Origin of the sequence: Bradyrhizobium sp. HKCCYLRH1030, from assembly GCF_051168395.1 — a bacterium.
Taxonomy (GTDB): domain Bacteria; phylum Pseudomonadota; class Alphaproteobacteria; order Rhizobiales; family Xanthobacteraceae; genus Bradyrhizobium.
The window spans coordinates 32,134-48,992 of sequence record NZ_JBNPUY010000003.1 but is presented as its reverse complement, the minus strand read 5'-3'; the positions used below and the strand labels follow the sequence as shown (position 1 = coordinate 48,992).

The window sequence follows — 16,859 nt, the reverse complement described above, 5'->3', positions numbered from 1 at the left end:
CTCAGGACAGAGGGCGATCGGTCTCCGAAAGGGACTCCGCGGTCAACCGCTCAACCATCTCGATCACCTCGATGCGCTGGCCCGGAGCCAGCTTCAGGAATGCCTTCAGCAGACGAAGGCTTTCCACGGCTTCGCTCGATGGGGCTCCGAGCTTCGTGTGCAGCTCCGCGATGAATGTTGAATTCTTCATCTCGCACCTTTGGCAGGAAACAGTAATGCCAGTCCTTAGCAAACGTGAAGGCCTTGCACGCAAGGTAGATACTGCAGCAATCGAGGCTGAAAGTCTCGGTCTGACGACTGCGACCCTGATCCTCAGGATGGCCCGCCTGGAAATCGACCGTGCGGAACCCGACGAGGTTGAAAGTATGCCAGCGAACAACTCTTGCAGCAAGCCGAACTGACCGGTTGGTTGATTTCGGCGTCACAATTTGAGCCTTCTGGCAGTTTCTGGCTGACGATACCAGTGGAAACGGTCGTTTACCGAACGAGGCGGGGGGATTACGGCAGCGGTAAGCTTGTCCTCCACATTAGAGGTCTTCTATAGTTTGCTTGGGGGGAAGAATGGGTTGCGGATCTCGCTCGGGATCCGTGCCCACTCCCGCGACACAGCGGCTGCAGGAAGACCATGCGCACTTATTATTTCGATATGAAGGATGGCATACCGACCAGAGACCGGACCGGCCTGGAATTTGCGACGAGTGCAGGGGCGATCGAGCACAGCCGGGATTTGGCCCGGCGCCTCCGGCACGACCCGCGCATCACCGACCGCAGGCTGTCCATCGTCGTCGTCGACGAATCTGGCGCGGAGGTTCACCGCGAGCCGGTTTATCCGGCTGCAGTGAAAGCCAGCCTGTCCTGATTTTTTCATAGGCGTGCCGGCAGTGACTGCGCGCTGACTGCTTTTTCTACTTTTCGTAGAGGAAACGAAAAGCCGAACAACTCTTGAGTGTGCATATCGGGCACGCGATCGGGCCGCTTCCGCAGCAAGAGCACCTTGAGGGCTAGACGCCCCGCCGATCCACTCCACCGGCTCTCCCCTTCCCTCGGCCGCCAACGAACGCCGCCGCTGCGCCACCGAGGGCCTATTGCTGCTTCTCCCAGAACGAGAGCAGGCCCTGGGAGGCCGAGCCGCCGATCACGCAAGGGATGCCGACGGCGACCTGCCCCAGCGCGGCGGCCGAGACACAACCGAGCGCAAGGGCGCCGACGCCGAGCTGTCCCCAGAAATCCATGTTGCGCCGGGCGTCAGAGCCCCTGGTCTTCAGCTCCTCGACGGCGGCGACGGCATCCTTGCGGACGGCGCCGAGCTGCACCGTATCGGCGGCCTCAACCACCTCCCTGAGCGGCTCCTTGACCGGTCCCGACTGCCGCGCCAGCTCCTCCCGGAGATAGTCGCGCAGGCTGGCATCGCGCACCGAATAGCTGGCAAGCGTATAGCGCGCCATGCTGCCGATCGTCAGCTTGTCGACCGTGTCGCGGCTCTTCGACCACGGCAGCATCTGCACGATGCGCTGGATCGGTACGCGCGAGCCGGTTGCGAAGTAATAACCCCAGAGGATGTCGAGCAGATCCTGGTGGGTCGCGTAGCTGAGCCGTGTGTCGAGCTTGCGCTCCTCCTTCTTGAACGGATTCTGCGTCAATGCGCCACGCAGCTTGTCCATCACGCCAGGCTTCGTTTCCTCCAAGGGGATGTCCATCAAGGTCGGCTGTGCGCCGCTCAGATAGCCGTCAATCATCACGCGGCGGCCCGGCATCTTCGGCGCGACCCTGCGCATGAGATTGCGCCAATCCGGCAGACCCGAATAAGCGATGGCACGCACGACCACCCACTCCTCCTCGGGAGGCACGGGAAAGAAGCTGTTGACGAGTTGTTCGGCCTTGGCGGGATTGGAGCCGATCGCCCCCGCGATGAAGCCGAGATAGATGCCCGCGTTCTCCGGCTCCTTGAACGTCTGCGAATGAAACAGCACCCGGACCGCCGCCGGCACATGGGCGTAGTCGGGTTTGGTGCGATAGTTGTAGATCCAGTTCTGGACGACACCGAGCGACGCGCGTGGGTCGATCTCTGGGACGACCGCAGCAGCAAGGGCTGATTGAACGAAAGTGCAAGCGATGAGGGCCAAGGCGATCGCGCGCATGGTCTGCTCCCGACAAACGTTCGCCGCATCAGCATCTGCTGGCGCGTACGGATGAGGACGATGCTGCACGCCGTTTGAATCGACTCTGCGTCGATTCTGCGGCCGCGCTCGGTTCCCTGCCGGCCACCCTTCGCAGGCGTGATCGCAGGCCCCCGAGTCTCCACGGCCTCGACATGATTTGGCCGCCCACCGGCTCTTGCATCCCGGCATGACGAGCAGGCAGATGCGCGCATGTTGACCCGAAACAGCCGTCACCGGGGAGAAGGCAGATCGCGACACGTCGCATTGATCGTTGCGACGCTGTCGGTGCTGACGTCCACGCCGCCCGCGGTGGCGGGCGAAGCCCTTGCAGTACAGGGCAATCGGCGCGTCGATGCCGACACCGTGCGATCCTATTTTCACGCTGACGCCAACGGGCGCTACGACGCCGCCGCGCTCGACGCCGGCTTGAAGGCGCTGGTTGCAAGCGGACTGTTCGACGACGTGAAGATCAGCCGCGCCGACGGACGGACCGTGGTCCGCGTCTCGGAAGCAAAAGTGCTCGATCGCGTCGCCTTCGAAGGTAACAAGAAGGTGAAGGATGCGGAGCTTACGGGCGCGGTGCTATCAAAGCCGCGAGCCGGCCTGCAACGCGCAACTGTCCAGGGCGACGTCGCCCGCATCATCCAGGCGTATCATCGTGCGGGACGCGACGACGTCCGCATCGTGCCGGAGATCATCGATCGCGGCAACGACCGCGTCGATCTCGTCTTCACCATCACCGAAGGCAGGAAGACGCCGGTCAGGGCGATCAACTTCACAGGCAACCGCGCCTATGGCGCCCGACAATTGCACGCGGTGATCAAGACCTCGGCCACCAACGTGCTGAGCTTCGTGACCGGCGGCAACGTCTACGACGCAGATCGCGTCAACGAGGACCGCGAGCTGCTGCGGCGATATTACCGTGACCACGGCTACGCCGATGCCGAGGTCACGAACGTGAGCGTCGACTATGACGCGGCAAATGGCGGCTACAACCTCACCTTTGCGATCGAGGAAGGCGGACTCTATAAATTCGCCGCAGTCGACGTCTCCTGCAACGTGCAGGGGCTGGCCTGCGACCGCCTGCGCACATTGTTGCTGACGCAGCAGGGCGACACCTTCGACCAGAGCAAGATCGACAAGACCTCGGACGTCCTGACGGCCGAACTTGGCAAGCTCGGCTTTCCGTTTGCGCAGGTCGAGCCCAGGATCGATCGGCATGCGCAGGATCGGCAGGCCGACGTCACCTTCCAGATCGAGCAGGGACGGCGCAGCTATGTCGAGCGCATCGAGATCCACGGCAACACGCGCACGCATGACGACGTGATTCGACGCGAGTTCGACGTCAGCGAGGGCGACGCCTACAACAGGACGCTGATCGACCGCGCCGAACGTCGCCTGCGCAACCTCAACTACTTCAAGACCGTCAAGATCTCGACGCAGCCGGGCTCGGCCAGGGATCGCGTGGTGCTGGATGTCGAGGCAGTCGATCAGGCGACCGGGGACTTCAGCGTCTCCGGCGGCTATTCGTCCACGGACGGATTGCTCGCCGAGGTGAAGATCGGTGACCGCAACGTACTCGGCACCGGCAACACTGCGCAGGCCACTTTCACCTACGGCCAGTTCGCGCGAGGCGCCAGCCTGTCCTTCACCTCGCCCTACGCCCTCGGCCGAACGACACCCGGCATGGAGCTGTTCGCGCGACAGAGCATGGTCAGCACATTCCAATCGTTCGGCAGCAACACCTATGGCGGTGCCCTCACCCTGGGCATGCCGGTCAGCGAGCAGACTGCCATGCTGTGGCGCTATTCGCTCTACGACCAAAGGGTGGTGCTCGCGCCGGGAATCTCGCCGGCGGCGGTGTCCCTGCCGGTTCGCCAGGCGGTTGCAGCCGGACGGCAGACGGTGTCCTCGCTCGGCAATACCGTCACCTACAGTTCGCTCGACAACAACAAGGTGCCGACCAGCGGCATTCGTTCGCAGTTGACGCAGGATCTCGCCGGTCTCGGCGGCGACGTTCGCTTCTTACGGACCACGGGCGACGTCCGCTATTATCGGTCGATCAACAGCGACCTGACCGGCATGGTGCGCGCGCAAGGCGGCTATATCACCGGATGGGGCGGCCAGCAGGCGCCGCTGCTCAACAGCTTCTTCGGCGGTCCCACCATGGTGCGCGGCTTCGCGCCGGGCGGCTTCGGACCGCGCGATCTGACGCCGGGATCGACGATGGACAATGTCGGCGGCAGCCTGTTTTGGGCGACCACGGCGGAGCTGCAGGGCAACATTCCCGGATTGCCGCAGGAATACGGCCTGCGTGCATCGGCCTTCGTCGACGCCGGAACCGTGTTCGGCTATCGCGGCCCGACCCAGAATGTCCAAGTGGCGAACAGGAACGTGCTGCGCTCCTCGGTCGGCGTCGGCATGACCTGGGCATCGCCGTTCGGACCGCTCACGGTCGACTATGCGGTCCCGATCAGCAAGGCGGCGTACGACGTCGTGCAGCCGCTCCGTTTCAGCGCCGGCGGCTTCTGAGCCGACACCGCAACATGGACGGAGCGCCGCGTCACGTCAGTACGGACTGTAGTAGTAACCAGGCGGGCCGTAATACGGACGAACATAATATGGCCGCGGTGCGTAGTACACCCGCGGCGGCCCGTAATAGACGGGTCCGGGATAATAGCCGGGTCCATAGTAATAGTAGTCGTCGTGCTGCGCGGCGATTGCGCCGATGGTTCCGATCATTGCACCCATGATGGCCAAGCCGGCGGCTGGATTGCCCCTGTAGACGCGGCGATAGCGCCGACGAGCGCTAAGATCGGTCAAATCGCCGGCTGTCGCCGTCGCGACCACCGGCTTGTTGGCCGGACCCGCCGCCCGCTCATGAGCTGACGCCGGCGCGCTTGCCACCACGGCGATGGCCGCGACGGCCGCAATTGCGATTTTTCCACCGGCCGAAGGAGATCGATATTTCCCGCTGAACATGGCATCACCCTTCACTTCACTCGTTCCCAAATACAACATGCCCGGGCGTGCAGCTTGACCTGTGTCAACTCAGGGACCACCCCGGCCGTCCGGCGGCACGTACGCATTCCGCAATCGTGCTTAGACGCGACGTCACGCCCCCTGGTTCAGCCCACCGCCGCATCGATTTCTTCGAACCGACGGCCCCCCGTCGGGAACCAATGGCTGCACACCGACGCCGTCCATCATGCCGTCGGCAACAGGAGTCCTCATGCCTTCCAGACTGACACGCCCATTCTTCAGCGCCGTCGCCACGCTGGCGCTCACCGCTTCGATGGCGAGCGCCGGTGACAGCGCGACCTCGCTGTTCAAGGTGGTGACCGTCAAGGACGAGATCGTCATCGGTCTCAATAGCGACGAGTTGGCGACGATCGGCGGCAGCGATGCCAGCGCCGTTGCGCGCGCACTGGCGCAGAAAGGCGACCTAGCGGCCTGGCAGTACAACGTTCATCGCGGCCCGAACGGCGAGCTGCAGATGACGCCTTCGGCCAAGATCGGTTTGCTGTCGCATGCCTCGCTGCGCGTCGAGCCCTACAGCACCACTTATGTCGTGACGCCGCATCCCTGAGGGAAAACGATTGTCCGACCGGCGCTCGTACCCGTCGACGACGGTACGAGCGCCGGTCGTGCCGGCCGTTAGCTCTCACCCCGACGGCCCGATCGCACGGCCCCATCGCATTTCCTGGCGATCCTGTCGGTGGACAACCCGTAGACCACGGCCAGCCGGTCCAGGCACTCCTTGAAGCGCCGGGCGAAATAATCATTCCAGCGCTGGCTGGCGAGCCCCCGCTTGTGTCCGATCCGCTCCATGGTCAGGCCATGCACCAGGACGTCATGGGTGATCGCCGCCCCGTCGGCGCCGAGCTCGCGCTCGGCGCGGTTGAGCCGCAGCACCGCCTGCCTCTGGCCTTCGGTGACCGGCTCACGCCCACGGGCGCCGTCGACGTGCTCGCGCGAGGGATCGATCGCCTGCGGGCCCCGCTCGGCCCGCTCCCAATCATTCTGGAACGCCCGTCCGGCCCGGTATTGGGCGTCATCCAGCTGCTTATGCGCGTGCAGCCGGCCGAGCGGGTCGCTGCGGACCGATCGCAACGCGACGATCTTATCACCGGGCTCGAGCGCCAGCGGATCGTCGATCTCCACGGGAATCACGTCTGCATTTCGCGGCAGGTCGTGAGCTCTGCGGTCGTGGGTCTTGGACATGCGATGGGGCTTGCTGCGTCTGGGGCGCGCCATGTCTCGTCTCCGGAAATTGGATGGGGTCGGTTCGGGTCGGGTTTGCCGCGCTCTACGCGGCCGCGACCAGCCGCAGGATCAAGGGGCCGGCGGGACGCACGGCGGCCTCCTCGGGCGGAAGCCGCGTGAGATGGTAATGCGGCGTGCAGTAGCAGGAGCCGGGCTGGCGCGGATGGCCACAAAAGGTGATGGGATCGTCGTCCCGGTCGCCGCCATAGGGATAGCGGCAATCGTTGCACTCGAGCTGGTCCAGGGACAGCAGGCGCGGGCTGATGCCGACGCAACGCAGCTTGACGGCCGCGGCGGGCTTCGCCGGGGACGGCATCGGCCGCACCGCCGCGTCGGCGCCTCGCCGTCCGGTTCGGGGCGCCGCGGACATCGACCGGGGCGCGGATCGCGCGGCTTTCGGCCCGCCCGGCGCGGCCAGCCCGATCCGCTTGCCGCGGCCAAGCGTCGCGTTCCGCGTATAGGCGGTTCCGAACTGCGCATTGAGGGCGCGCGCGATCTCGGCATAGGACCGCCCCTGGGCATGAAGCTCGCACAGCATCTTGGAATGCTGGTCTGGCCAATCTGTGGATTGCATTCTCGCCTCTTCCTTCTGGGTCGGGGCCGCCGGATCCGCCGGCTCACCCGACGGCCAAATCTTCCGATATTCCGAAGAAAAAGTCAAGCTTGAGTTCTGATTATTCGAAACATATAATCCCTTCCGAGATTCGCAAAAGAGGTCAAAGCCATGTTGGACGTTGCCATGATCGAGCGTGCACTCGAGAAGCCGGGAAAGACGAAAGGAGGGTTGGCCCGCGCCATGGGCGTGCGGCCGGGCGCGGTCTCCGAGATCCTCGGCGGCCAGCGCCTGATCAAGGCGGCCGAGATTCCGCTCATCACGGAATATCTGGAGCTCAATTCCGTCCCCATCATGGGGCGGGTCGGCGCCGGCTCGGTGATCGAGCCGGATTACGAGCAGGTGCCCGTCGAGGGCCTCGGCGAGGTCGCCCTGCCCTTCCCGATCTCCGAGGAGACCATCGCCTTCGAGGTCACGGGCGATTCGATGCTGCCGAAATACGAGAATGGCGACGTGATCGTGGTCTACCGCGAGCAGCGGCACCCGCTGTCGAGCTTCTACGGCGAGGAGGCGGTGGTACGCCTCAAGTCCGGCGAGCGCTACCTGAAGACGATTGAACGCGGCAAATCGCCGTCCGTGGTCAATCTGAAGAGCTTCAACGCCAAGCCGATCGTGGGGGTCAAGCTGGACTGGATCGGCGAGATCTTCGTCACCCTGCCACGCGGCCAGATCTCGCGGATCCGCGCCAAGGCGGCCGCCAAGTCGCGCGCCCGCGCGGCGAACAAGTAAGACTCGACGCCGGATGCAGGGGGAACGCCGCGGCGTTCTCCCTGCATCCCGCCTCCAAGGGAGGGTAGGCCCCGCGCCTGTGGCGCCGTCGTGATCGACAATTCTGAGCGACATATGGGGATGTGCGTCCTTAGCCTCGCGGCGCCCAGGCGTCCGAGTGATACAGTGGTCTCACCCTCTTCAAACGAGAGGGTGCAGGGAAGGCCGGACCTCGACTGAGGCCCGTGGCCCGCCTGCTCAAAAAATGCAGGCGGCAGGTACCACAGGTCCAGCCGGAACGATCCGGCCCTCCCTGCGCGATGGTTTTCACGGCTGCTTCGCGTTCTCCCCGGTGCGCCGGGCTTGTTGGTCACCGTCACCCACGCGGCGCTGTCAGCGCCGGCGCAGGCTTGATACCGGCATCGGGGTATCAGGACCACGCGACTTGACCGTACGAGCCGGTGTTGTTCGTCGGCGCGAATGACCACGCTGCAAACCGGCTCGCCCATCACTCCCCGCCTCCACGTGTCGTGACGACCGCGATACGCCTCTCTCCATGAGGCGGGATGCGCGTAGACAATCATGAATTCTGAAAAAGAGAAAGAAGAATTTTTCGGCCCGGCGGACCAGACCGGGGCAATGCGTTGAAGCCTCGCCCAAAACAAGCGTTTCCGCACACGTCGTCTGCAGGCGATCGAAGGCCATGAACGGACCATCGTGCGGGCGCATCGACCCTGATTCGCCCGACGGGCGTGACGCCTTGCCACCAGCCGCGCCCGGCGCCCGGATCAGTCCTCGACCCGCAGCTCATCGCGATGGACGTAGCAGTCGGCATTCGGAGGCGGCGGTGGGACAGGCTGGTCTTCCGCTATCTCGGCTCCAAGCGGTGACCCGCCCCGACGATCCACGGGCCGCCAGCGAGCGGACCCGCTGTGCCATCGCGTCATCGCCGACGTCCGGCCGGCGTTGACGACGTCGCGCAAGCGGATTGATCCCGATCAACGACCAGGCGCCGCGCCGGAGCAAACTCATCTTCAACCTGTGGCTGCACAGGCAGGACATGGGGGAAACGCCATCATGGGAAACGCCATGCGGAGATATCTTCTTGCCTTTACCTTGGTGATCGCCGCACTCGGCTTCACGTCGTCGGCGCGTGCGGGATGCTGGCCGAACGAAAACTTCCACCTCGTGTGCTGGCTGGATACCTATGGAACGGCGTGCGAAGCGCACCACGCGCTGACCAGCGTCAGAGCCGTGCTGTATCCAGAGCCGCGCTACTCGTACTATGAATTCGAGGTTTCGCACTGGTGGACGGCCCACAAGACCGTGGCCTGTCCGCCGAATCAAAAGACGACGTTCAGCGGTGTCTGGGACCGGGAAACCGGAAAGGCGGAGGAAACGGCGACCACCGGCATTTCGTCGGTGACGAGGCGAGTCTATTGCAGCAACAATCCCTGGACGGGCCAGGGGCCGCCGACGGTGCCGATCTGCTCATATCCGGCCGATGATCCGAACGTGGGACTGCCCGTCACCTCGGCGATGCTCACGCAAAGCCAGCGAGACGATCTGCTTCGCGTTCAGGAGCCGTTGCATACCCGTTGCCAGCAGATCAAGCCACTCGAGGACGAGGTGTCGTGGCTGAACGGTCGCCCCATCGTCGAGGTGGTCGCGTCCCATCATGAATATCAGAAGCTCGAATGGCATCTGTGGTTCATGGACTTCGGCGAGTTCGGACCGTGGCATGAGGTCGCGGCACCGAAGCCGAAGGGCCCTTTGATCTGGAAGGGCACGACCTATACCGAGCGCCGCATTGCGACATCGAGGCACAGATATTGGCTGAACAAGCCCGGCCGCTGGAAGGTGGTTGCGAAGCCGAAGCCGACCGCGGCGGCGGCGCAGGCGATCCCGATCAGCGTGACCACCGAATGTCCCGGCGCGACGTTCAACGTGCAGTGATGGGCGATGACGCGGTCTTCATGGCGTGCGGGAACATGCTTCCGCACGCCACGTCACATCGCCTGGACTATTTCTGCGGCTGATTCCGGTGTGGTCATGGCCGCGCAGGCTGGGGATGGAGTCGGTGAGGCGAGGATGGACCGAATCAGCCTTGACAAAATTCTGATTTAGAGAAATAATGGAGCGATCACAGTCAGCCGAAGGCGAACCGGCGCTCCATGCAGTATTTCGTCGTGATGATCGACTACGGCCGGCGCGGACGCGAGGCCGTGGTCGATCCCGAGATGACCCGGCGCGACGTCGTTGCGCGCATCGCGTCGGGGGAATATTCGAACGTCAGCTTCATCCACGAGATCGTCGACCGGTCGGTTGCGGACGTCACGGCCGATATCATGTCCGAAGCCGCCCTGCCCGAGATCGATGGGCGGGACGCCGACCTGCAGGCCGCCCGGTCCGATCACCTCCGCGACCTGCGCAAGCACGAGCGGGTTTGACCCGGCTGCGCCGGCCCTATCGGGATCTCGCGACCGGAGGACGCGCCAGATCAGACCAGAAAGACCGTCGAGCCGGTCGTCTTGCGTGCCGCGAGATCGGCGTGAGCCCGGGCCGCCTCCTTGAGCGGATAGGTCTGGTTGACCTCGATCTTTACCGCGCCAGATTTGACCACGTCGAACAGCTCGTTGGCCATCGCGACCAGACTCTCGCGCTTGGCGGCGTAGGTGAACAGCGTCGGCCGGGTCACGAATAGCGATCCCTTCTGGGCGAGCAGCCCGAGATTGAGCGGATCGACCGTGCCGGAGGACTGGCCGAACAGCACCGCGTAGCCGAGCGGCGCGAGGCAATCGAGCGATTTCAGGAACGTGTCCTTGCCGACGGAATCATAGACCACGGGCACCTTCTTGCCGCCGGTGATCTCGCCGACGCGCGCGACGAAGTCCTCCCGCGTATAGATGATGGTGTGCTCGCAGCCGTGGGCCTTGGCCAGCTGCGCCTTGTCATCGCTGGATACGGTGCCGATGACGTGAACGCCGAGATGCTTGGCCCACTGGCTGAGGATGAGGCCGACGCCGCCGGCGGCGGCATGCAGCAGGATGGTCTCGCCCGCCTTGACGCGGTAGGTCTGCCGGATCAGGTACTGGGCGGTCAGGCCCTTGAGCATCATGGCAGCGGCGGTCTTGTCGTCGATCTCGTCGGGCAGTTTCAACAGCAGCGCGGCCGGCATCAGCCGCGCCTCTGAATAGGCGCCGAGCGGCGACGAGCCGTAGGCGACCCGGTCGCCCACCTTCAGGTCCGTCACCCCTTCGCCCAGTTCCTCGATCACACCCGCGCCCTCGCTGCCCAGTCCGCTCGGAAGCTGGACCGGATAGAGCCCGGAACGATTGTAGATGTCGATGAAGTTGAGCCCGACCGCCGTGTGGCGGATACGCGCCTCGCCGGGGCCGGGCTTGCCGACCTCGATCTGCTCCCAAGCGAGAACCTCGGGACCGCCGGTCTTGTGGAAACGAATGGCGTTCGTCATGGGTTATCCTCCCTGTCGGATCGCGCGACGCTGCGCCGCTCGGCCGCGCGCCGGCCCCCCTTGCGGGCCGTTCGAGCTTTGTTTTTCCGCGACCGAACCTCGGTCATCCGTAGCCGCTGTCGGCTCGGTTTGGCAATCGGCTTTGCCAGCCGGCACAGGAACAACGTTCACCGTTCCAGCGTTCATCGGCCATAGCGTGGAGTCCGAGCCCATGCCGCCCAAACGACGCAGCGCAGTAGTCAATCCGGCCATGCTGATCGAGCTGGCCTGCCACACCTTGATGGGCATCGCCATGGGGCTCGGCTTCGCCTTCGGGCTGACCCAACTGGATGCGTTCGGCATCTCGACCCTGATCGCCCACAGTGTCGATCCGCACGCGACGCTCGTGATCTTCGTCGGTGTATTGACGCTGTCCTTTGCTGTCGGCGCAACGCTGACAGGATTCGTATTCACGATGATGGAGGAGAGATAGACCCGACGCGCGCCCAGCTTGTCATATGCGCGTCGCGCAAACCATGCAGATGGACGGCAGGTTCGACCGGCGCGGAGATGACGAAATGGCCGGACTGCTCGGTGCAAGCGATCCGCGGCTTCGCGAGGCCCGCCTCGGATCTGTGGGCGATGTTACACCATTGGGCGCGCGGCCCTCATGAACGGCTGGCTAGCTCTGTTCGCGGCCGGAGCTCTCGAGATCATCTGGGCGCTTGGCCTGAAGCATTCCGACGGCCTGACGCGCTTCTGGCCCAGCGTCGCCACCGTGATCGCCATTCTGCTCAGCTTCGCGATGATGTCGCTCGCGCTGCGCTCACTGCCGTTTGGCACCGCCTATGCGGTATGGACCGGGATCGGCGCGGCCGGGAGCATCCTCGCCGGCATGATCCTCTACAGCGAGCCGGCGGACCCGACACGGCTGATCTGCCTCACGCTGATCATCACCGGCATGATCGGGTTGAAGCTGAACTCGCCGGTCTGACACCATCGACGACCTCCGGCAGGAGCGCGACAGCTCGACGCTGCCGAACACGACCAGGGCGAGCACAAACGGCAACAGGTGATAGAGCGCGCGGAAGATCAGCAGCGCCGCCAGCAGGCGCTCCTGGTCAACGCCGCCCAGGCCCAGCAGGATCGTTGCGTCGAACAGGCCGATGCCGGCTGGGGCATGGCTGGCAAATCCAAGCAAGGTCGCGGCAATGAAGACCGCCATCAGCCGCGCGAGGTCGATGCCGAGTTCCGGCGGCATGAGGACGTACATTGCCAGCGCCGCGGCGCTGAGCTCGAACAGGCCGACCACGATCTGCAGCAGCACGGCGGGCCCGGACGGCAGTCGAACGGGCCAGCGCGCACTTCGCCGCCCGGGCCAGCTCCACACGACGAAGGCGGCAACGGCGCAAAGCAGTGCCGCGGCAACGAGACGGTTGATCGCCGGCGGCCAATATTCCATCCATCCGAAGGCATCCGGATCGATCATCAAGCTCAGGCCGAGCGCGGTGAGATTTCCGAGCCAGAAGGTCAGGCCGGTCAGGAAGCTGATATTGGCAATGTCGATCGCACCGAGCCGGTACGGCGCGTAGATCCGATATCGCACCAGCGGCGAGACCAGCGCGACCGCACCGATGCCGTGCGCGATCGGGTAGCTCGTGAAGCTGCCGAGCGCGGCGGCGCGATAGGGAATGTCCCGGCGGCCGATCGTCCGCAACGCGAACAGGTCGTAGAGCGTGAGGCTGGCGTAGGAGAGGACGATGAACGCCAGCGCCATCGCGATCAGATGAAGGTCCGTGGCCTCGACGATCGACAGAACATGAGCAAGGTCGAGCTTCTTGACGGCGCGTGCCAGGACATACACGGCCGCAGCTGCAATCGAGAGGCTCAAGGCCAGTCCGCCCAGACTGCGCAACCAGATTCTGCGGTTCGATCGCAGCGGCGGAACGTCGGTCAGGTCAGCCATTCAACGTGTTTCGCTTCAAACATGCGCCGGCCGATTCGAGCAGGACGATGGCGCCGTTTGACACACCGATGTGACAGCGGCGTTACCGTTGTGCGCTGCCCACATGGCTTAATTATCTGTTAACGACGGACGATCGTTCACCGCTACCAACACGGCGAGCTGCAATGCAGCACCACATTCGCGATCATTCAAATTTGAATTAATCGCGGGCGGGTTCGAGCGTAATGACGTGGACCGTATCAGTACGGATGCATGAAGGTCGCATCTTCGTCACGCGGACTTTCTAAGACGAGTGCCGGACGTCAACATTCGAGGCAGCATGAACGCGGAATTCGAACACGAACTCACGCCGGACCAATGGGAGACGCTGAAGGCGCTTCGCATTCCCGCGCGTGAACGCCGCAGGCTGAACGGCATGATTGTCGACGAGCTCACTGCATTTGGACTCGCCTCCATCGACAATGGCGCGGCAACACTCACAATGGCCGGCCGCAAGGTGCTCGTCAGGGGATCCTCACGCCTGCTCGATGTCGCAGCCTGATCTTTAGGAGCGCGGCCTCCCCTTTTTTGAAGAGCCGCGCTCCGAATTCACCACATCGATTTCCGCGCACGCTCGGGCCACTCGCGATCGTACGCCGCGCCGTCGATGTCGTTGGCCGTCATCGCCGCAAGGATCTGTCCCGGCGTAGGCAGTTGCTGCGGGTCGACCCGCTTGTCCGGGTTCCAGAGATCGGCACGAACGATCGCGCGCGCACATTGGAAGTAGATCTCTTCCACCGTCATGACCAGGACGGAGCGCGGCAGCTTGCCTTCCATCCGGAACGACTCCAACAGATCGGGAGCGGTCGACAGGTGACCGTGCCCGTTCACACGCAGCGTGTTGCCCGATCCCGGAATCAGGAACAGCAGCGCGATCCGCGGATCGCGCACGACGTTGCGCAAGGAATCCACGCGATTGTTGCCGCGGCGATCCGGCATCATCAGCGTCTTGTCGTCATGGATGCGGATGAAGCCGGGAAGATCGCCGCGCGGCGAACAGTCGAGACCTTCGGGACCACACGTCGCCAGCGCCACGAAAGGCGACTTCTCGATCATGATCCGGTAGTGCGGCGTCACGCGATCAGCCACCTTCGCCGTCGATGCCAGCCCCGTCTCGCCATAGATCGCCTCGAGCTGCTCAATCGTGGTGATGATCGACATGGCCGCTTCCTCCCTCGGATCCGATCGGTTCTGCGTCGATCGGTCGCTTGATGATGTCCGCCAGCCTGTGACCGTGCGGCTCGGGATCGCCGACATTGACGATCGTGACGTCCGCCGCGGTGTCTTCGCTCACCGCCCGGTGAAGACGCTCACCGATATCGCCGTCACTCGGACGGTGCCGCTTGCCGAGCCGTTCGGCGAGAACATCCGCCGGCGCAGTGATGGCGACGACGATGACGTCGGCATAGTCCCGGCGCGCGGCGGGAATGATCGTTCGCGAGACGTTCACGACCACGATGCGGCCGGCCAGGATGTCATTCTTGATCGCGCGCGGCACGCCGTAGTCGTGTCCGTGGGCCTCCCAATGCAGCGCGAACTCACCGGCGCTGAGCGCCTCACGAAAAGCGGACGCGCTCATCTCGAGATTATCCTCGAAAGCCGAGGCCTCGCGCGTGACGATCCGCCGCGGAAAAACGATCCGGTCGTCGCCAGCGCATTCGCGGCGCGCCACATTGAGCAAGGTGTCCTTGCCCGCGCCGCTCGGCCCGACCACCAGGATCAGGCGGCCGGGACCGAGCTTCGCGGGCGTCTTCGCCGATGCAACCTCGGTTTCGCTCATGCCACCCGCTGTCCTTCCCGCCAGACGCTGCGCACGACCGACAACTGGCCCGCGACATGGACGCGGATCAGGTCCGCACGCTTGCCCACCGCGATCTCGCCGCGATCATGCAGGCCGACGGCGTCCGCAGGGGCCTTGGTGACGGTGCGGACGGCCGCCGCAAGACCGATGGACGGCACCCGCTGCGGCAATTGCAGCGCGCCCATCAGCAGGCTCGACGGGACGTAGTCCGACGACAGAATGTCGAGCAGGCCCTCGTGCGCCAGGTCCACGGCGGCGATATTGCCGGAGTGAGACCCGCCGCGCACCACGTTCGGAGCGCCCATCAGAATGCTGATGCCCGCCTGGTGAAGGCCCCGCGCGGCTTCCATCGTGGTTGGAAACTCCGCGACTGCGATGCCGTCCTTGATTGCATCGGCGACGTTCTCCTCCGTCGTGTCATCGTGACTGGCCAGGGGCACGTCATGGGTCTTCGCCAGTGCAACGATGTCGCGCATGTTCGGCGCCGCATAGGCCTGCTGATAGGCGAAGCGGCGTGCGAACATCACGTCGAGCTCCGCATCGGTCTTGCCGCCGCTCTTGCCGCGATAGTAGTCGCGCAGCTTGCCTTCGTCGCGAAACTGGCGCTGCCCGGGCGTATGATCCATCAGCGACATCAGCCGCACATCCGGACGCCCCGCCAGTTGCCGCGCCTCCTCGACCACGGTCGGCATCGGCACCTCGCAGCGCAGATGCAGGAAGTGATCGGACCGCAGCAGCCCGCCGTCGCGCGCCGTCGCGATCGCTTCCGCGAGCACATTGGCCTGGCCGTCGACGCCCTCGGCGCCCTCCTCGCTCCACACCCGCAGCGAATCCAGCACCGTCGTGATGCCCGCGGTCGCAAGTTGCCCGTCATAGGAAATGACCGCAGCAACGGGATCCCAATAGACCTTGGGGCGGGGCACGAAATGCGCCTCGAGGTGATCGGTGTGCAGTTCGACCAACCCGGGCATCAGCAGGTCGCCGCCGGCATCCAGGCTGCCGGCCGGCGCCGCCCCCTCGCCCAGTTCCGCGATCCGGCCTCCGGCGATCGCCACCCAGCCCTGCTCGACGACCCGGTCGGCGAGGACCAGCCTGGCATTGCCTATCACGAGATCGGACATGTTCGCGCTCATCTGCAATTTGTCCCTTTACGCCGCCGCGGCGAATGTCATGACGTCGACCATGCGATCCGCAATCTGCGCACGGATATCGTCATCATGCACGATCGCGAGCATCGCCACCCCGTCCTTCTTCTTCGCCGCAATCAGGTCGACCACGACCGCACGGTTCGCCGCATCGAGCGACGCGGTCGGCTCATCGAGCAGCAGCACCGGGACATCGGAGATGAAGCCGCGAGCGATGTTGACCCGCTGCTGCTCGCCGCCCGAGAAGGTCGATGGCGGCAGCGACCACAGCCGCTCGGGAATGTTCAGCCGCCGCAGCAGTCCCCCCGCCCGCACCCTCGCATCGTCGCGCGGCAGGCCGGCCGCGAGCAGCGGCTCGGCAACGACATCGAGCGCAGGGACGCGCGGCACCGCGCGCAGGAACTGACTGACATAACCGATGGTCTGCCGCCTCGCATGGAGGACAAGGCGCGGCTCGGCGCCGGCGAGATCGGTCATCTCGCCGAGGTGCCGGACGCCGATGCGTCCGCCATCGCAACGGTAATTGCCGAAGATCATCTTCAGGATCGACGACTTGCCGGCACCCGACGGTCCCGACAACACGACGCATTCGCCGGCCTTGACCTGGAACGACACGCCGCGCACCACGGGCAGCGATATGCCGCCCTGCAGATGCATGGTGAAGGTCTTCTCTGCATTCTCGACATCGATCATCACGGTCATCGCATT

Annotated in this window: 20 protein-coding genes; 10 read left to right on the top strand and 10 right to left on the bottom strand. The window is 64.6% G+C overall.

Features of this window, described 5'->3' with window-relative positions; genetic code table 11:
• Position 1: 1 nt before the first annotated feature.
• A complete protein-coding gene (locus tag ACQR1E_RS10515) occupies positions 2-190 on the bottom strand; it encodes a hypothetical protein (RefSeq protein WP_315712988.1) in 189 nt (62 codons plus the stop codon).
• Here ACQR1E_RS10515 and ACQR1E_RS10510 point away from each other — a divergent pair.
• Positions 171-401: a hypothetical protein gene (locus tag ACQR1E_RS10510; RefSeq protein WP_315712990.1), complete on the top strand. Its 231-nt coding sequence runs from the start codon at positions 171-173 to the stop codon at positions 399-401. The genes ACQR1E_RS10515 and ACQR1E_RS10510 overlap by 20 nt on opposite strands.
• Positions 402-625: 224 nt before the next feature.
• Complete coding sequence (locus ACQR1E_RS10505) at positions 626-859, top strand: DUF6894 family protein (RefSeq protein WP_315712992.1); 234 nt, start codon at positions 626-628, stop codon at positions 857-859.
• Positions 860-1,082: 223 nt separating this feature from the next.
• Here the strand turns inward: ACQR1E_RS10505 and ACQR1E_RS10500 are convergent, their stop codons facing one another.
• Positions 1,083-2,138, bottom strand: coding sequence for a hypothetical protein (locus tag ACQR1E_RS10500; protein ID WP_315825140.1), 1,056 nt, complete (start codon positions 2,136-2,138; stop codon positions 1,083-1,085).
• A 231-nt stretch (positions 2,139-2,369) separates the two neighbouring features.
• Here ACQR1E_RS10500 and bamA point away from each other — a divergent pair, with 231 nt between their 5' ends.
• Complete coding sequence (bamA, locus tag ACQR1E_RS10495) at positions 2,370-4,691, top strand: outer membrane protein assembly factor BamA (RefSeq protein WP_434897007.1); 2,322 nt, start codon at positions 2,370-2,372, stop codon at positions 4,689-4,691.
• A 36-nt stretch (positions 4,692-4,727) separates the two neighbouring features.
• On the opposite strand, the gene ACQR1E_RS10490 is transcribed toward bamA, so the two are convergent.
• The gene (locus ACQR1E_RS10490; protein ID WP_434897134.1) at positions 4,728-5,141 is read right to left on the bottom strand and encodes a hypothetical protein; all 414 of its coding nucleotides are present in this window, start codon (positions 5,139-5,141) and stop codon (positions 4,728-4,730) included.
• Between the two features lie 250 nt (positions 5,142-5,391).
• Here ACQR1E_RS10490 and ACQR1E_RS10485 point away from each other — a divergent pair, with 250 nt between their 5' ends.
• Complete coding sequence (locus ACQR1E_RS10485) at positions 5,392-5,748, top strand: hypothetical protein (protein ID WP_316195812.1); 357 nt, start codon at positions 5,392-5,394, stop codon at positions 5,746-5,748.
• Positions 5,749-5,816: 68 nt separating this feature from the next.
• Here ACQR1E_RS10485 and ACQR1E_RS10480 read toward each other — a convergent pair whose 3' ends face one another.
• Together ACQR1E_RS10480 and ACQR1E_RS10475 are read right to left on the bottom strand one after the other, a co-directional pair.
• On the bottom strand, positions 5,817-6,416 hold the full coding sequence (locus tag ACQR1E_RS10480; protein WP_316195814.1) for a DUF6456 domain-containing protein: 600 nt from the start codon (positions 6,414-6,416) through the stop codon (positions 5,817-5,819).
• 52 nt (positions 6,417-6,468) lie between these two features.
• Positions 6,469-6,999 carry a GcrA family cell cycle regulator gene (locus tag ACQR1E_RS10475; protein ID WP_316201803.1) on the bottom strand — a complete coding sequence of 177 codons (531 nt, stop codon included), beginning with the start codon at positions 6,997-6,999 and terminating at the stop codon, positions 6,469-6,471.
• Between the two features lie 150 nt (positions 7,000-7,149).
• On the opposite strand from ACQR1E_RS10475, the gene ACQR1E_RS10470 reads away from it, so the two are divergent.
• The 3 genes from ACQR1E_RS10470 (at position 7,150) to ACQR1E_RS10460 (ending at position 10,196) form a co-directional block, all read left to right on the top strand.
• Positions 7,150-7,767: a LexA family transcriptional regulator gene (locus ACQR1E_RS10470; RefSeq protein ID WP_315713004.1), complete on the top strand. Its 618-nt coding sequence runs from the start codon at positions 7,150-7,152 to the stop codon at positions 7,765-7,767.
• A 945-nt stretch (positions 7,768-8,712) separates the two neighbouring features.
• Positions 8,713-9,702, top strand: coding sequence for a hypothetical protein (locus tag ACQR1E_RS10465; protein ID WP_316166108.1), 990 nt, complete (start codon positions 8,713-8,715; stop codon positions 9,700-9,702).
• Positions 9,703-9,920: 218 nt separating this feature from the next.
• Complete coding sequence (locus tag ACQR1E_RS10460; protein ID WP_315713008.1) at positions 9,921-10,196, top strand: hypothetical protein; 276 nt, start codon at positions 9,921-9,923, stop codon at positions 10,194-10,196.
• A gap of 50 nt (positions 10,197-10,246) precedes the next feature.
• On the opposite strand, the gene ACQR1E_RS10455 is transcribed toward ACQR1E_RS10460, so the two are convergent.
• Positions 10,247-11,221, bottom strand: coding sequence for a quinone oxidoreductase family protein (locus ACQR1E_RS10455; RefSeq protein ID WP_315752890.1), 975 nt, complete (start codon positions 11,219-11,221; stop codon positions 10,247-10,249).
• A 211-nt stretch (positions 11,222-11,432) separates the two neighbouring features.
• Here ACQR1E_RS10455 and ACQR1E_RS10450 point away from each other — a divergent pair, with 211 nt between their 5' ends.
• From ACQR1E_RS10450 to ACQR1E_RS10440, 3 genes are all read left to right on the top strand, one after another.
• The gene (locus ACQR1E_RS10450; RefSeq protein ID WP_315825146.1) at positions 11,433-11,693 is read left to right on the top strand and encodes a hypothetical protein; all 261 of its coding nucleotides are present in this window, start codon (positions 11,433-11,435) and stop codon (positions 11,691-11,693) included.
• Positions 11,694-11,870: 177 nt separating this feature from the next.
• Positions 11,871-12,194 carry a DMT family transporter gene (locus tag ACQR1E_RS10445; RefSeq protein WP_315713012.1) on the top strand — a complete coding sequence of 108 codons (324 nt, stop codon included), beginning with the start codon at positions 11,871-11,873 and terminating at the stop codon, positions 12,192-12,194.
• Between the two features lie 1,291 nt (positions 12,195-13,485).
• Entirely contained in the window at positions 13,486-13,707 is a 222-nt protein-coding gene (locus ACQR1E_RS10440; protein ID WP_315713638.1) for a hypothetical protein, read from the top strand.
• Positions 13,708-13,754: 47 nt separating this feature from the next.
• On the opposite strand, the gene ACQR1E_RS10435 is transcribed toward ACQR1E_RS10440, so the two are convergent.
• Genes ACQR1E_RS10435 through phnL form a run of 4 tightly spaced genes read right to left on the bottom strand, consistent with a single transcriptional unit; the run spans position 13,755 to position 16,853 of the window.
• Positions 13,755-14,366, bottom strand: coding sequence for a pyridoxamine 5'-phosphate oxidase family protein (locus ACQR1E_RS10435; RefSeq protein WP_315713014.1), 612 nt, complete (start codon positions 14,364-14,366; stop codon positions 13,755-13,757).
• Positions 14,344-14,985: a phosphonate metabolism protein/1,5-bisphosphokinase (PRPP-forming) PhnN gene (gene phnN / locus ACQR1E_RS10430; RefSeq protein ID WP_315825147.1), complete on the bottom strand. Its 642-nt coding sequence runs from the start codon at positions 14,983-14,985 to the stop codon at positions 14,344-14,346. Before phnN ends, ACQR1E_RS10435 begins: the two co-directional genes overlap by 23 nt.
• Positions 14,982-16,139, bottom strand: coding sequence for an alpha-D-ribose 1-methylphosphonate 5-triphosphate diphosphatase (locus ACQR1E_RS10425; RefSeq protein WP_316166107.1), 1,158 nt, complete (start codon positions 16,137-16,139; stop codon positions 14,982-14,984). The genes phnN and ACQR1E_RS10425 overlap by 4 nt, the downstream gene beginning before the upstream one ends.
• 15 nt (positions 16,140-16,154) lie before the next feature.
• Positions 16,155-16,853 carry a phosphonate C-P lyase system protein PhnL gene (gene phnL / locus ACQR1E_RS10420; RefSeq protein WP_316166106.1) on the bottom strand — a complete coding sequence of 233 codons (699 nt, stop codon included), beginning with the start codon at positions 16,851-16,853 and terminating at the stop codon, positions 16,155-16,157.
• Positions 16,854-16,859 lie beyond the last annotated feature (6 nt).

Bases quoted from the DNA above. Each gene is read 5' to 3' on its own strand.
- ACQR1E_RS10510 (WP_315712990.1), top strand. From the start codon at position 171: ATGAATGTTGAATTCTTCATCTCGCACCTTTGGCAGGAAACAGTAATG.
- ACQR1E_RS10515 (WP_315712988.1), bottom strand. From the start codon at position 190: ATGAAGAATTCAACATTCATCGCGGAGCTGCACACGAAGCTCGGAGCC.
- ACQR1E_RS10505 (WP_315712992.1), top strand. From the start codon at position 626: ATGCGCACTTATTATTTCGATATGAAGGATGGCATACCGACCAGAGAC.
- ACQR1E_RS10500 (WP_315825140.1), bottom strand. From the start codon at position 2,138: ATGCGCGCGATCGCCTTGGCCCTCATCGCTTGCACTTTCGTTCAATCA.
- bamA (WP_434897007.1), top strand. From the start codon at position 2,370: ATGTTGACCCGAAACAGCCGTCACCGGGGAGAAGGCAGATCGCGACAC.
- ACQR1E_RS10490 (WP_434897134.1), bottom strand. From the start codon at position 5,141: ATGTTCAGCGGGAAATATCGATCTCCTTCGGCCGGTGGAAAAATCGCA.
- ACQR1E_RS10485 (WP_316195812.1), top strand. From the start codon at position 5,392: ATGCCTTCCAGACTGACACGCCCATTCTTCAGCGCCGTCGCCACGCTG.
- ACQR1E_RS10480 (WP_316195814.1), bottom strand. From the start codon at position 6,416: ATGGCGCGCCCCAGACGCAGCAAGCCCCATCGCATGTCCAAGACCCAC.
- ACQR1E_RS10475 (WP_316201803.1), bottom strand. From the start codon at position 6,999: ATGCAATCCACAGATTGGCCAGACCAGCATTCCAAGATGCTGTGCGAG.
- ACQR1E_RS10470 (WP_315713004.1), top strand. From the start codon at position 7,150: ATGTTGGACGTTGCCATGATCGAGCGTGCACTCGAGAAGCCGGGAAAG.
- ACQR1E_RS10460 (WP_315713008.1), top strand. From the start codon at position 9,921: ATGCAGTATTTCGTCGTGATGATCGACTACGGCCGGCGCGGACGCGAG.
- ACQR1E_RS10455 (WP_315752890.1), bottom strand. From the start codon at position 11,221: ATGACGAACGCCATTCGTTTCCACAAGACCGGCGGTCCCGAGGTTCTC.
- ACQR1E_RS10450 (WP_315825146.1), top strand. From the start codon at position 11,433: ATGCCGCCCAAACGACGCAGCGCAGTAGTCAATCCGGCCATGCTGATC.
- ACQR1E_RS10445 (WP_315713012.1), top strand. From the start codon at position 11,871: ATGAACGGCTGGCTAGCTCTGTTCGCGGCCGGAGCTCTCGAGATCATC.
- ACQR1E_RS10440 (WP_315713638.1), top strand. From the start codon at position 13,486: ATGAACGCGGAATTCGAACACGAACTCACGCCGGACCAATGGGAGACG.
- ACQR1E_RS10435 (WP_315713014.1), bottom strand. From the start codon at position 14,366: ATGTCGATCATCACCACGATTGAGCAGCTCGAGGCGATCTATGGCGAG.
- phnN (WP_315825147.1), bottom strand. From the start codon at position 14,985: ATGAGCGAAACCGAGGTTGCATCGGCGAAGACGCCCGCGAAGCTCGGT.
- ACQR1E_RS10425 (WP_316166107.1), bottom strand. From the start codon at position 16,139: ATGAGCGCGAACATGTCCGATCTCGTGATAGGCAATGCCAGGCTGGTC.
- phnL (WP_316166106.1), bottom strand. From the start codon at position 16,853: ATGACCGTGATGATCGATGTCGAGAATGCAGAGAAGACCTTCACCATG.